Raw genomic sequence first — 13,306 nt, forward strand, 5'->3', positions numbered from 1 at the left:
CCGCGTGACACGGTGCATCTGCTGCATGTCTTGGGCTATCTCTACGGGTGTCACGGGCAGGCAAAGCGGGGCGCGGTATACCTGCTTATCGCTGCACAGCTTTCGCCGGGAAATGCCGGCGTCCTGCGGACATTGGCGCATCTGCTCATACTCGATGGCGAAGCGGACAAAGCGCTTGCCACGATTGCCAGGCTGGAGACCTTGGAAGGAATGGACCATCCGGCGCTTGCATTGCTGAAGAGCCGCGCCTTGCTCGTGGCCGGGCGCAAGACAGAGGCGCACAGTGCCTTGCTAAGCTTCCTGTCGCAACGAGGCGTCGAATGACCGTGTCGGAGCGAATTCTGCAATTCCTTGCCAGGCTGTCACGCCGCAGCGATCTGGTCATTGCCGTTCTGGTGCTCGTCGCAGTGGTGATGATGCTCATTCCATTGCCGACCTTCCTCGTCGACATTCTCATCACTGCAAATATCGCCATCAGCGTGCTTATCCTGCTGGCTTCGCTTTACGTTTCTCATCCACTCCAGTTCTCTTCGCTGCCATCGGTCATCCTCATCGCCACCTTGTTCCGGCTGGCGATCACGATCACGACCACACGACTGATCCTGCTCCAGGCCGACGCAGGCGAGATCATTACCGCCTTCGGCACCTTCGTCGTCGGCGGCAGCATTGCGGTGGGCCTCGTCATCTTCCTGATCATCACTGTGGCGCAGTTCATCGTGGTTGCGCGGGGTGCGGAACGCGTCGCTGAAGTAGCCGCACGCTTCACGCTCGATGCACTACCGGGCAAGCAGATGAGTATCGACGCGGAGTTGCGCAACGGAGACATCGATCAGGCGGAGGCACGCCGTCTGCGCCAGCAGCTTGAGCGCGAGAGCCAGTTGTTCGGTGCGATGGACGGCGCCATGAAATTCGTCAAGGGCGACGTCATCGCCGGCATCGTGATCATTCTGGTCAACCTGATCGGTGGTTTCGCGGTCGGAACGCTGCAGCACGATATGTCGCTGGGGGACGCCGCTGCGACCTACTCATTGCTCACCGTGGGCGACGGGCTGGTCGCACAGATACCGGCGCTGCTCGTCGCTGTGGCCGCCGGTACGATGGTGACGCGCGTCGGCAGCGCGGACGGCACGGGCGACCTTGGCCGACAAATAACCAGTCAGCTCCTGCGGGACTCCCGTGCGCTCGCACTCGCGGCGGTGATCATGGTCGGCCTTGCCATGGTGCCCGGATTCCCTGCCATCGTGTTCCTGATCCTTGGTGCCTGCTTCGGAGCCGGCGCTTATGCAATCAATCGCCGTACCGCAAAGGAATCCGAGCCTAAGGACATCGGCCCGATTACCTTGCACGAACAACCGGGGAATTCCGCCTCGCTTTCGGCAATCCCCGCCGGAACGCTACCCGCCTCTTATCGCATCGTCGTACGCCTCGGAACCGAACTCGGACGCTCGATCCCGGAGCCCGAATTTGCCGCGCTTGCCGACGGCGTGCGCCGTGAACTCTTCGGCGATCTCGGTGTCGACGTTCCAGCTATCGGCCTGCAGGTCGACGAAATGCTTGCACCGCGAAGCATCCGCATCGACCTGGAGGGGGCACCTATTCTGGATACCAAAATTCCCCCGGATCGCGTTCTTGTCGAAGCGGACTTGATGCATCTCGATCTGCTCGATGTGACCTACGAAAAAGGTCCTTCAATTGCCGGCCAGCGCAAATTCATGTGGGTCGATGATCGCCATGTATCGGCATTGAAAGAGGCCGGCCTCGCCTTCTCCACACCGGCGGAAACAGCGGCCAAATGGACCGGAAATGCGCTTCGCCTCTATGCCGGCCATTTCGTCGGGATTCAGGAGACACGCAGGCTCCTGTCGGACATGGAGCCGGACTATGCGGATCTGGTCAAACAGGCGCAGGAGATCGTGCCGCTGCAGAAGATCGCGGAAGTGCTTCGGCGGCTTGTCGACGAAAACGTGCCGATCCGCAATCTGCGCCTGATCCTCGAGGCACTGATCGAATGGGGCCAACGCGAACAGGACGTCGTCCTGTTGACGGAATATGTCCGCACATCCTTGAAGCGCCAGATCAGCTTCCGCTCCGCTGGCCGCAACAACATCATCGCAGCCTATGTGCTGCAGCGGTCGGCCGAGGATATCCTCCGAAACGCAATGCAAAGCACATCGACCGGCACATTCCTGAACCTTTCGGACGATGATGCGCAGGCTTTGGTCACCGAAATCGAGCGAGCGCTGTCGCAGAACTCCACCGATGTTTCGCCGGTCGTCCTCGCCGCGATGGATGTGCGCCGTCACATGCGTAGCCTGCTCATGCACAATGCCATCGAGCTTCCGGTTCTGTCCTTTCAGGAACTCGCGCAAGAATTCAACGTCCAGCCATTGGCCACGATCGCCGGCCGGTCCGGCAAAGCTGGCGCGCGCAATGTCTCCCAGTCTCTGCCATCGGCTCGGGCGAAAGCCGCGCAAGAGGCACCCTCATGATGCCAGCCGAACGGACGGGGACATTTGGGGAATCAGGAGAGGAACGGCATGACAATCCACGATACCGCAGCAGGCGTTCGATCCGCGCCTCTCACTGGGCGAACGGACATGCGCTGGCTCGCTATCGCGACGGTTGGGGTTTTGCTGGCTTTGTTGTTCACGCTTGCCGACGCGACGGCACAGAACGCATCGCCCTTGCCGAGCAAGCCAACGCTCGACCTGCCGGTCGGGCAAGGGCGCTTATTGCGGTTCAATGAACCGGTCGAATCCGTCCTGATTGCGGACACCACGATTGCAGACCTTCAGGTCGTGTCGCCGAGCATGGTTTATGTCTTCGGCCTCAAACCCGGCCTGACCAACCTCATTGCAGTCACAGCCGATGAGCGGATCGAGGCAACGGCCCAGTTCCGCGTCACCCCCGATGTCACGCCTGCCAATGAAGCAAAGCATGCAATGCAGCCGAACTCGGCGACAAATCTCCACATTTTCGGAACTCGCATCGTTACGACCGGCGAGGCACGAGGCGTCGATGAGGCAACGGATGTCGACAATGTAGCCCGGACGTTCTCGCCGCCGGAACAGCCGCCGCTGAACAACATGACCGTGCAGGGCTCGCAGCAGGTCAACATCCGGGTCCGCTTCGCCGAAGTCTCCCGCACGGAGCTGCAGTCGTACGGCGTCGACTGGTCTGTCGGATACAGGAGCGGCGGCTTCGAGTTCAACATGTTCCAGGACAATGGCGTGCCCTCGGGCAGCGGGAATTTCGGTTTGAACATGGACCAGGCGCACGGCATCAACTTCGACATTCTGATCGAAGCGCTGCAGCGCAACGGTGTCGTTAAGATACTGGCCGAACCGAACCTGACGGCTGTGACCGGTCAGACGGCAAGCTTTCTCGCAGGCGGCGAAATTCCGGTTCCGATTCCGCAAGGAACCGACGTCGTCACCGTCCAATACAAGCCATTCGGCGTTTCCCTGGGGTTCACCCCGACGCTGATCGGCCGCAATCGCATTGCGCTCCACGTCCAGCCGGAGGTCAGTTCATTGTCGGAAGCAGGCTCCGTAAGTGCCAACGGCTTCGCCATGCCGAGTTTCGTCGTGCGCAAGGCTGACACGACGGTCGAAGTGGCGAGCGGCCAGACCTTTGCGATCGCCGGACTTTTCCAACAGCGGACCTCGCGCAATCTGGAGAAATTTCCGGTTCTCGGCGATGTGCCCGTGCTTGGCCCGCTTTTTCAATCACAGCGTTTCCAGCACGAAGAGACCGAACTGGTTATTCTGATCACGCCTTATCTGGTCGAACCGGTGCGCGACAGCCTCGCCACGCCGCTTGACCGTCCGGCAGCCAAGCGCCCCAGCCGGAAGCACGCCAATGACGCGTCGTCGACGGGTCTGATCATCAAGTAGTGGGGGAAACGAACATGACATTGCCCATCGCTTTCTGCTCCATTCTTCCAGCGCTGCTACTGGCCGGCTGCGTGAACAGCCCGCAACAGCAGCAGGATTATTCTCCCGGCTACAGCTATGTTTCGACCGAAACCGGCGGCTCCGAGAAGGGCGTCAGCGGCTCCGTCCTTGCTCCCGATGCATGTCTGGCCGAACCGGCCGATGACGACAACTCTGCCGCCAAGACCGATTTGACGATCGTCTCCGGCGTCGGCTCCCACCTGCCGTCCGGCTGCGCCAATGCCTACAATCTTCAACGTATGGCCGAAAGCCAGCGTGACCTCGTCGAGGGTCGGCGCATGGGACCGGCGGCGGCCGCGCCGACTGCGCGCGCTGCCCGTCGTTACCTCGATGGCGAGGAGGCTCCGATAGGCGGCGCCAATAGCGGGCCGCCGGCGCCGCTTCCAGTCGAGTGAGCCGACGCGGTATTCGCCCGCGTAGCACTACTCTACGCGTCGAGCTTGGCGGAAGACCGCTTCAGGCTTTGCGGCCCAATGCGCTAGCCGAGGATGGAGCCGAGCGCTTTCGCTTTGGCCTGAGTGCTGCCCTTCAACCGGATGGTTCTGGCGCGCGAAAGCAAGGTGGCCACCTCCTTGGTCGTCAGGCCGATGGGCGGCGAGGTCTTGACTTGATCGGCCTGGCCAAGAAGCCCGTAGACCACCACGACATTGCGCTTGTGGTGCAATTGCGCGTTGGGTGCAGCGGCAATCTTCTGCACCAGCGGGAGTGCTATTGCGGAATTGTCTTCGAGTGCTGCCGCCAACGCCATGTTGGTCTCGACGTCGAGATCGCCCGGCGCAAGTTTCAACGCTTGGGCGAAAGTAGTCTGCGCCTCCCCTGTCTGGCCAGCAAATGTCTGCGCCACGCCCAACCGATTGTAGGCGCTGCTGGTATTGACCAGCGGCGCTGCCTGCGCGAGCGCGCGCATGCCGGCATCGATATCGCCCGCCTCAATCATCGCCGAGCCAAGCCCGAGCATTGCCTCCCCGTCATTGGGAGCTTTTGCAAGCGCAGCCTGATAGGCTTTGGCGGCCTCGGCGGGATAGCCCGCCCGCATATAAGCGGCGCCCGCCTTGACAAACGCGCTCGCCTTGGCATCCGGCATCGCTGCCGCGCGCTGGTAGAGCGCGATTGCAGTATCACTTTCTCCGCGGGCATCAATATCGTCCGCAAGCTTGATCAGACGCTCCGACTGCGACGACGGACCTTGTGCCTTCGCCTGCTCGGTGTTGTTTTTGGTCGTCTGGCAACCGGCCAGCGCAAGCATGGCGACGACTGGCAAGAACACGACATGCTGCCGCATATCCACCTCTCCGTATTCAAGCCCGCCGCACCTTACACAGGGCATCGGCCCACTGGAACCACGACAGTGCGATAAGATTGCAACATGGCCGAAGAAGCTGAGGAAAAGAAATTAGCGGCGTCCGACAAGAAGCTTCGTGACGCCCGCCGCAAGGGCCAGGTTTCGCAGAGCCGTGACCTGGTCTCCGGCTTCACTCTTTTCGCAGCGCTTGGCTATCTCTATTTTTCCTGGCCGCTGCTCTTCACGCACCTTTCGGAGCTCGTGCAGACCGTGACGGTCCCCGGCGGCTCGTTCGGGGAAGTCAGCCTGCGGGCCATCCGCCATTCGTTCTCGGTGCTGATGCTTGTCACATTGCCGCTGGTCGCAATCGTTGTCGTTCTCACCGTGGCCTTCGGCATGCTTGGGACGTTCGGGCCAGTCTTCTCGTTCGAACCGCTCAAGCCGCAGTTCGACCACATAAACCCGGCGAAGGGCCTTCAGAAGATCCTGTCGCTCCGCAACGTCATCGAATTCGCCAAGGGCCTGGCCAAGGTGGTGTTGCTGGCAAGCCTCTTCGTGTTCATTTTGGCTGCGTGGCTGCAGCCGCTCTTCGATGCTCCGGGATGCGGTCCGTCATGCCTGGAGCCGATTATCAAGGCGGTGCTGGCACCACTTGGAATTGCCGCCGCCCTGGCCTTTGTCGTAATCGGCGTCATTGATGTTCCTATTCAGCGCTGGCTGTTCCTGCGCGACATGCGCATGACGACAACCGAATACAAGCGCGAACACAAGGATCTCGAAGGAGACCCCTTGATCCGGCATGAACAGCAGCGACAGCGGCGCGAAGCCGTGATGCAACCTGCGAAGCTGGGCGTGAAAAACGCGGTCATCGTCTTCGCGTCTGGTGACCGTGTAGTGGCGTTGCGTTACGTCAAGGGTGAAACGCCGGTGCCGACGGTCGTCGGCAAGGGCCAGGGCCTGGCGGCCGACGAGATGATGGCTCAAGCACGCCAGGCAGGTATCGCGATCGTCGAGGATGCGGCCGTCGCCGAACCACTCTTCGAGAATGCGAACATCGGATCCTATATTGGCCATCAGATGTTTTCGCCGGTCGTTCGCCATCTCGTCCGGCACGGGCTCACTTGAGGCAGGAATCGCCCGCAGAAATATCGCCTTTCACCGAATTTCGCCTTTCCCCTACTCCCACTCGATTGTTTCAACACCTGATAACAGACTGATTTTGAAAGGCAAATTATCTTAACTCAACACCGATACCGACGAGCGTACCGTAAAAAAAATCGGGCTTTTGATTTTGAAGGGAAAATCGCCCAAAAAATATTTTTGAGGTTTCACCAACTATCGAGACCAATCGGACGATTTTTTGCACCTTGCGGCGTCCCACGGCGCAAACACACCGTCTCGAAAAGTACCGTCACCGCTCCAACTAGGACACTTTCTTCGTGCAAATCAATGGTCATGGTGGGTCCGGAGGACGTATTCAGATCATTGATTTCGTTGCATTTTTCGTGGGCCTGAAACAGAAATCTTGCCGTATCGTTTCGTATGGTCTCGCGGCCGATGAACGGCGACAGCCAGGCTATGGAAACCTCGATCGCCTCTGCCTCGCGGGCACGTAACGACCGATACCAACATTCGCTGACCGGGTTGATTTGACGACGCGCGGGGCGAGGCAGCGTTGCGCGCCCGTGATGTAACCATCTCGAACGCCCGCCAATCTCGGGCTACATCAGCGCCCAATGTCACAAATGCGGGCTTGCGCTGACGGTGGGTCGTGCGGCTAGTATGCGTCGTCAGATCACTGGATTTCGAAAGGCCAGCAATGTCGCCGAGCGAAAAGACACCCCATGTGCCCAGTGAGCAAATAGTTCTCTCCGTTCAAAATCTGACCGTCCGACTGCCCGCGAACATGGAACGTGAAAACGCAGTCGAAAACATATCCTTCGACATGAGGAAGGGTGAGATGCTCTGCATCGTCGGCGAATCCGGCTCCGGCAAGTCGGTCACCGCAAATGCGATCATGGGTCTGCTGCCGTCTTCGGTGCGGATTGCGCAGGGAAGCATCCGTTTCAAGGGTCACGATCTCGCCAGTGTCGGGGAAGACGTGATGCGGAGCCTGCGTGGCCGTTCGGTCTCCATCATCTTCCAGGATCCGCTGTCGGCGCTCAATCCGCTGATGACTGTCGGCCAGCAGGTAGCCGAGGTCATGGAAGCACACCGGTCCGGCACCTCGGCGACCCGCGCCAAGGCGGTTGTCGATCTGCTCGGCGAGGTCGGCCTGCCGGAGCCGGAGGTTCTGCGGCACCAGTATCCGTTCCAGCTCTCTGGCGGGCAACGCCAGCGCGTCATGATCGCCATTGCGCTCGCACTCCAGCCCGATCTGCTGATCGCCGACGAGCCGACGACGGCTCTCGACGTCACCACCCAGGCGCAGATCCTTGCCCTGATCCGGCGGCTACAGCGCGAAAAGAACATGAGCGTGATGTTCATCACGCACGATTTTGGCGTTGTCGCGGAAATCGCCGATCGCGTTATCGTCATGGAGAAAGGCGCGATGGTCGAACAAGGAGCCACCGCCGACGTGCTGGGCAATCCAAACCATCCTTACACCAGGCGACTGATCGCCGCCGTCCCGCATATGATCGAGAACGAAACGAAGACGCGTGAGGATGCTCCCATTGTGCTGGAGGTGCACAAACTCGACAAGACCTATCGGCCGGGCATCGGCTTCTTCTCGCGGTCCCGCATCGTTCACGCCGTCAAGCAGGTGAGCTTCGAGGTCCGCCAGGGCAGAACGCTCGGCATCGTCGGCGAGTCCGGCTCGGGGAAATCGTCGCTGGGCCGCGTCCTGCTGAAACTCCTGGACTGCGACGGAGGCACCATCCTGTTCGACGGCAAAGATATCGCCGCACTTTCGGACTCCGAATTCCGGCCGATGCGGCCGCACATCCAGATGATCTTCCAGGATCCGTTCGCCTCCCTCAATCCGCGGCAGACGATCGCCAAGATCCTCACCGTCGGCCCAATTGCGCACGGCCTGTCCGCCCGGGAGGCGCGCGCGAAGGCGCTGCAGCTGCTTCGTCTAGTCGGGCTCGACGAGGGTGCCTATGACCGCTTTCCGCATGAGTTCTCAGGCGGCCAGCGTCAGCGGATCGGCATCGCACGGGCCCTGATGATGGACCCCAAGGTCCTAGTCGCCGACGAGGCGGTCTCCGCTCTCGATGTCTCCATCCAGGCGCAGATCCTCGATCTGCTGGCCAGCATCCAGGAAGAAATGAAGATCGCCATGATCTTCATCACTCACGACCTGAGGGTGGCAAGCCGCATCTGCGACGAGATTCTGGTGATGAACCGCGGCGAGGTCGTGGAGTGCGGCCTGCCGTCGCAGATATTCCGGTCGCCACATCACCCCTATACGAGGCAACTGATCTCCGCCATTCCCGGCAAGGAATGGGTCCCCGCGGCTTGACCTCTCGGCGAAGCTGACGCCCCTCTGAACGTCCCTGAACGTGAATGACTGTGCCGACAAAAGCACGGCTGCAAGCCTGTTCTTCGATCGGGTCGCCGATGCGTGCGGTCCGGCGGAGCAGAGCAGAATAGTTGCGTTTGTCCACCAAAAGTAGTTGCATTTGTCCACTACCGGCTCAATCATGCCCTGGAAGACCCGCGACAACCCTGGATTGGGTTGCGGCGATCTCGATGAAGGCTGTCAGGACAGCCTCGGGAGAGTGTTCGATGCCGGTAAAGAAGAAAGGTCCGCCTCATCCTGTCGAAACAGTAGGGCTGGATGTCCTCGAAGACACGTTGAGCTTCTATATCCGAAGCATCAACATAGCGCTTTCGCGCGATCTTGACGACCGTCTGGAAGGTCTCGATGTTGCTCGGGGAACCGGCAAGATCACGACCTTGCTCCTTGTCGACAGCCACCCAGGAATACGGCCCTCGGTCATCGCGCAGCTCATCATGAGAGATCGCTCCGCCATGGGCAGGCTGGTCGACCAGATGATCGATCATGACCTGATAACGCGCCGGAACGCGCCGGACGACGGACGCGCACAGGAGCTCCACATCACCGAAAAGGGCGCAGAGCTCGCTCGGAAGGTGCGCAAGATTGCAACCAAACAGTCCAGCGATTTCTTCGCCGGTGTGCCCGAGGAAGACCAGAAGCGTCTGCTCGACATATTGCGGCGCGTCTATCGTCGCACCGTGGGTCTCGGCCAATGAGTGAGCCGGCGGCAGTTGGCAAAGTGCAAGCCGCCCAGCAGGTGGCGCTCCTGTCCGGCGCAAATCGCGGCATCGGCGCGGCTTGCGCCCGGCACTTGTTTGAAACGGGCTGGTCGCTGTCGCTCGGCATGCGCAAACCGGTGCAGCCCGACTGGGCCGACAGTGAGCGCGTCCGCGTATTCCCCTATGAGGCTGCGGCTGCCAACGCCGAACGGGCGTGGGTCGACCGCACCATCGATGGCTTCGGCCGGATCGACGCAGTCATTGCCAGCGCTGGCATCATGATTCCAAAGTCGGTCATCGATGCCGACGACGCGGATCTCGATCTCATGTTCGAGATCAACGTGAAGGCTCCGCGCCGTCTGGTGCGCGCTTCCTGGGAGTCGCTTGCGGCAAGTGGAGCAGGTCGTGTCATCATTCTCGCCTCGCTGTCAGGCAAGCGAGTCAAGTCCGCCATGGCCGGTTCCTACTCGATCTCCAAGTTTGCAGCCGTCGCCCTTTCCCACGGCATCCGACAGGCGGGGTGGGATCTTGGAATTCGAGCCACGGCCGTCTGTCCAGGTTTTGTCGCCACCGATATGGCACGCAGCATCACCGATCGCGCCGATGCGCTGATGACCGATCCCGATGATCTCGCACGGACCATCGGGATGCTCCTCAATCTGCCCAATCATGCAAGCGTCGCGGAATTTTCCATCAATTGCCAGCTCGAGGAGCTCTACTAAGCATGCCCGGACCGTTCGTCGTCCCCGTCCATGGAGATATTGAACTGCCAAAGGAGGTGGACTGCGTCGTCGTCGGCGGCGGCATCGTCGGCGCCTCCACGGCGCTGGAACTCGCAGAAAGCGGTTTGCGTGTAGCGTTGTGCGAAAAGGGCGGAATCGGACAGGAGCAGTCCAGCCGCAACTGGGGCTGGGTACGCATCTCCCGTCGGGATCCACGTGAGGTCCCACTGATGGCGGAAGCACTGCGCATCTGGATGAGGCTCTCCGAACGTACGAGCCGGGATACCGGCTACACGCGCGCAGGAATTGTGTTCACTTGCGCGAACGACAAGGAATACGAACAGCACGAACGCTGGGGACGTCATCTCGAAGGCTATCAGCTCGAGTCGCGAATGATCGGCGTGCGAGAATTGCGTGACCTCTTTCCCAGTTCCAATCTCGATGTCAAAGGAGCGCTGTACACGCCCGCCGACGGCCGCGCGGAGCCGCAGAAGGCCGCCCCGGCGATTGCCGAAGCCGCGCGCGAGCGCGGCGCCGCCATTCTAACGGAGTGCGCAGTGCGCGGCGTGGAGACAACCAACGGCGCCGTCTCGGGCGTCGTGACCGAACGCGGTTTCATTGCCTGCAAGGCAGTCGTCCTTGCCGGAGGCGCTTGGTCGAACCTGTTTTGCGGAGCGCTTGACCTTGACCTGCCGCAGTTGAAGGTCATGAACACGGTTCTTCGCACGACGCCGGTCGAGAACGGACCGGAACAGGCCGTGTGGGCAAACAATTTCGCTATACGCAAGCGCCAAGACGGCGGGTATACCATAGCCTCCAGCATGACCAACGTCGTCGACATCGTGCCGAACTCCTTTCGGTACGCGCGCGATTTTCTTCCGGCTTGGAAGATGGAGTGGCGATCGCTGAACTTCCATCTGGGCCCCCGTTTCCTCGACGAGGCAAGAATGCCGACCCGTTGGGCAATGGATGAGGCGAGCCCCTTCGAATACTGTCGCGTGCTCGATCCCAAGCCGTCGAAGAAAAGCTCCGAGCGTATCCTTTCGAACGCCCGCAAGGCATTTCCGGTTCTGGACAAGGCAGAGATCGCGCAGCGCTGGGCTGGCTATATCGACGTCACGCCCGACGCCGTCCCCGTCATTTCCGCGGTCGATGCCGTCCCCGGCTTTCATGTCGCGACCGGATTCTCGGGCCATGGCTTCGGCATCGGCCCGGCGGCAGGCCGGCTGATGGCAGACATCGTCACCGGGCGGCCGCCGATCGTCGATCCGACGGACTTCAGATGGTCGCGGTTTTCGGACGGATCGAAGGTCGCGCCGATCAGTGGATTCTAACCGCTCCGACAAGAGAGCGGGACGCAGCGAAAGTGGAACACTTCAAAAGGAGACTCTAATGTCAAACCAGAGCAGCAGCACAATCTTTCGGCCGACGCGTCGCCAGACGCTTGGAATGGCAATCGCCAGCGCCGCCGGCCTCGCCATGCCCAACCTGACAGGGGCCGGCAAGGCCCTTGCCGCAACCCCGCCGAGCGGGCCCAAGGGGCAGGTGATCGTCGGCTTTTCTCAGGAACCCACCGTCTTCAATCCACACCTGGTGCATATCGAGGTCGACGAGGGCATTCACTTCAGCGTCTTCGATCCGCTGTTTGGCGTCGACCCGAAAGGTAATTTCTTCCCCGCACTTGCCAAGGAGGTGCCGACCGTGGAAAACGGCGGCATCTCGGCCGACGGGCTCGAGTGGCACGTAAAGCTGCGCGACGACGTCAAGTGGCATGACGGAAAGCCGTTCACGGCCGAGGACGTCAAGTTCACCCTCGAACTCTTGGTCGACCCGAAATTTCTGAGCTGGCGGCGCGCCGGCCACGAACTTGTCCAGGATTTGACCGTCGTCTCGCCAACCGAGATTAGCTGGAAGATGAAGGAGCCTTACGCACCCTATCCATCGATCCTGGCGGCGACCTTCATCGTCCCGAAACATGTGCTCGGTGCGGCGGAGGACAAGAATACCGCGCCGTTCAACAATGCTCCCATCGGAACGGGACCGTTCAAATGGGTGGAACGCACGGCCGGAGATCATATCGAGCTGGCCGCCAACACCGACTATTTCGGCGACGGCCCTTATCTCGAGCGGCTGATCTACAAATACATTCCGGACCTGACGGTTCTCTACACCCAGTTCAAGACCGGCGACATCGACGTCATCGGACTGCAGTGGATCACGGCCGACCACTATGAGGAAGCCAAGAGATTGAGCGGGACGTCCGTTGCCGTCATTCCCGCCGCCACGGTCGAATCGCTCAGCTTCAACATGGAGCGCCCGCAGTTCAAGGAACTCGCCGTTCGCCAGGCGCTGTACTATGCGCTGGACAAGCAGACGATCATCGACGCCCTCTATTACGGACTGCCGACTCCAACCGAAACCTACATGCCGCAGCAATCCTTCTATTACAATCCGGATCTGCCGAAGCAGGAATACGATCTGGACAAGGCAAAGAAATTGCTGGACGACGCCGGCTGGGTCCCTGGCAGCGACGGCATTCGCGTCAAGGATGGCGTCCGCCTCTCGTTCAAGAACTCAACCACGGCGGGCAATCATATCCGCGAACAGGCGCAGCAGTTCATTCAGCAATCGTATCGCGACGTCGGTGTCGAAGTGGAGATCTCCAACCTGCCGCCTGCGGTCATGTGGGGAGACTACTGGGTGAAGTCGGAATTCGATTCCGTTGTCGTCGGCATCAACTTCCTGACAGGGTCCGACCCCGATACTTCGGATTACCTCGGTTCGAAATCAACTCCGGCCAAGGGTGGCGCCGGCCAGAATACCTGGCAGTATGCCAGCCCGGAGGTGGACAAGCTGCTCGAATCCGGCGGTGTCGAATTCGAGCCGGAAAAGCGCAAGCAAGCCTACCTGAAAATCCAGGAGACCGTGCGCAACGACCTGCCATTCCTGCCGATGTTCCAATATGCGACGGTCCGCGGACACAAGTCCGGTGTCGAAGGCGTCGTCCCGAACATCAACGTCCGCATCGACTCCTGGGACGTGGCCACCTGGTACTGGTCATAGTGACGGAAATAGGCCGGGCCGGCAATCACCGGCTCGGCTTGCATCGCCGACAAAGGCGC

The 13,306-nt window shown here is 60.7% G+C and carries 11 protein-coding genes; 10 read left to right on the top strand and 1 reads right to left on the bottom strand.

Features of this window, described 5'->3' with window-relative positions:
• The first annotated feature begins 12 nt into the window (after positions 1-12).
• The 4 genes from EN859_RS28105 (at position 13) to EN859_RS28120 (ending at position 4,351) form a co-directional block, all read left to right on the top strand.
• Positions 13-324 (top strand): hypothetical protein, encoded by a 312-nt coding sequence (locus EN859_RS28105; RefSeq protein WP_245525736.1) that lies wholly within the window; start codon positions 13-15, stop codon positions 322-324.
• Positions 321-2,489 (top strand): type III secretion system export apparatus subunit SctV, encoded by a 2,169-nt coding sequence (sctV, locus tag EN859_RS28110; RefSeq protein WP_127855980.1) that lies wholly within the window; start codon positions 321-323, stop codon positions 2,487-2,489. Before EN859_RS28105 ends, sctV begins: the two co-directional genes overlap by 4 nt.
• A gap of 108 nt (positions 2,490-2,597) precedes the next feature.
• Positions 2,598-3,896, top strand: a complete 1,299-nt coding sequence (locus EN859_RS28115; RefSeq protein ID WP_245525737.1) for a type II and III secretion system protein family protein — start codon at positions 2,598-2,600, stop codon at positions 3,894-3,896.
• Between the two features lie 14 nt (positions 3,897-3,910).
• Entirely contained in the window at positions 3,911-4,351 is a 441-nt protein-coding gene (locus tag EN859_RS28120; protein ID WP_127855982.1) for a hypothetical protein, read from the top strand.
• 83 nt (positions 4,352-4,434) lie between these two features.
• Here the strand turns inward: EN859_RS28120 and EN859_RS28125 are convergent, their stop codons facing one another.
• Positions 4,435-5,238, bottom strand: a complete 804-nt coding sequence (locus EN859_RS28125) for a tetratricopeptide repeat protein (RefSeq protein ID WP_127855983.1) — start codon at positions 5,236-5,238, stop codon at positions 4,435-4,437.
• An 84-nt stretch (positions 5,239-5,322) separates the two neighbouring features.
• On the opposite strand from EN859_RS28125, the gene EN859_RS28130 reads away from it, so the two are divergent.
• The 6 genes from EN859_RS28130 to EN859_RS28155 all read left to right on the top strand — a co-directional run bounded on the left by EN859_RS28130 (position 5,323) and on the right by EN859_RS28155 (position 13,247).
• Positions 5,323-6,363 (top strand): EscU/YscU/HrcU family type III secretion system export apparatus switch protein, encoded by a 1,041-nt coding sequence (locus tag EN859_RS28130; protein ID WP_127855984.1) that lies wholly within the window; start codon positions 5,323-5,325, stop codon positions 6,361-6,363.
• Between the two features lie 781 nt (positions 6,364-7,144).
• Entirely contained in the window at positions 7,145-8,704 is a 1,560-nt protein-coding gene (locus tag EN859_RS28135) for an ABC transporter ATP-binding protein (protein WP_127855985.1), read from the top strand.
• A 266-nt stretch (positions 8,705-8,970) separates the two neighbouring features.
• Positions 8,971-9,459 carry a MarR family winged helix-turn-helix transcriptional regulator gene (locus EN859_RS28140; RefSeq protein ID WP_127855986.1) on the top strand — a complete coding sequence of 163 codons (489 nt, stop codon included), beginning with the start codon at positions 8,971-8,973 and terminating at the stop codon, positions 9,457-9,459.
• Positions 9,456-10,184 (top strand): SDR family NAD(P)-dependent oxidoreductase, encoded by a 729-nt coding sequence (locus EN859_RS28145; RefSeq protein ID WP_127855987.1) that lies wholly within the window; start codon positions 9,456-9,458, stop codon positions 10,182-10,184. The genes EN859_RS28140 and EN859_RS28145 overlap by 4 nt, the downstream gene beginning before the upstream one ends.
• Positions 10,185-10,186: 2 nt before the next feature.
• Positions 10,187-11,518, top strand: a complete 1,332-nt coding sequence (locus tag EN859_RS28150; protein ID WP_127855988.1) for an FAD-binding oxidoreductase — start codon at positions 10,187-10,189, stop codon at positions 11,516-11,518.
• Between the two features lie 58 nt (positions 11,519-11,576).
• Entirely contained in the window at positions 11,577-13,247 is a 1,671-nt protein-coding gene (locus EN859_RS28155) for a peptide ABC transporter substrate-binding protein (RefSeq protein ID WP_127855989.1), read from the top strand.
• Positions 13,248-13,306 lie beyond the last annotated feature (59 nt).

It is taken from the genome of Mesorhizobium sp. M00.F.Ca.ET.216.01.1.1, assembly GCF_004010325.2.
Taxonomy (GTDB): Bacteria; Pseudomonadota; Alphaproteobacteria; order Rhizobiales; family Rhizobiaceae; genus Mesorhizobium.

Bases quoted from the DNA above. Each gene is read 5' to 3' on its own strand.
- EN859_RS28115 (WP_245525737.1), top strand. From the start codon at position 2,598: ATGCGCTGGCTCGCTATCGCGACGGTTGGGGTTTTGCTGGCTTTGTTG.
- EN859_RS28120 (WP_127855982.1), top strand. From the start codon at position 3,911: ATGACATTGCCCATCGCTTTCTGCTCCATTCTTCCAGCGCTGCTACTG.
- EN859_RS28150 (WP_127855988.1), top strand. From the start codon at position 10,187: ATGCCCGGACCGTTCGTCGTCCCCGTCCATGGAGATATTGAACTGCCA.
- EN859_RS28155 (WP_127855989.1), top strand. From the start codon at position 11,577: ATGTCAAACCAGAGCAGCAGCACAATCTTTCGGCCGACGCGTCGCCAG.
- EN859_RS28140 (WP_127855986.1), top strand. From the start codon at position 8,971: ATGCCGGTAAAGAAGAAAGGTCCGCCTCATCCTGTCGAAACAGTAGGG.
- EN859_RS28145 (WP_127855987.1), top strand. From the start codon at position 9,456: ATGAGTGAGCCGGCGGCAGTTGGCAAAGTGCAAGCCGCCCAGCAGGTG.
- sctV (WP_127855980.1), top strand. From the start codon at position 321: ATGACCGTGTCGGAGCGAATTCTGCAATTCCTTGCCAGGCTGTCACGC.
- EN859_RS28135 (WP_127855985.1), top strand. From the start codon at position 7,145: ATGGAACGTGAAAACGCAGTCGAAAACATATCCTTCGACATGAGGAAG.
- EN859_RS28125 (WP_127855983.1), bottom strand. From the start codon at position 5,238: ATGCGGCAGCATGTCGTGTTCTTGCCAGTCGTCGCCATGCTTGCGCTG.
- EN859_RS28130 (WP_127855984.1), top strand. From the start codon at position 5,323: ATGGCCGAAGAAGCTGAGGAAAAGAAATTAGCGGCGTCCGACAAGAAG.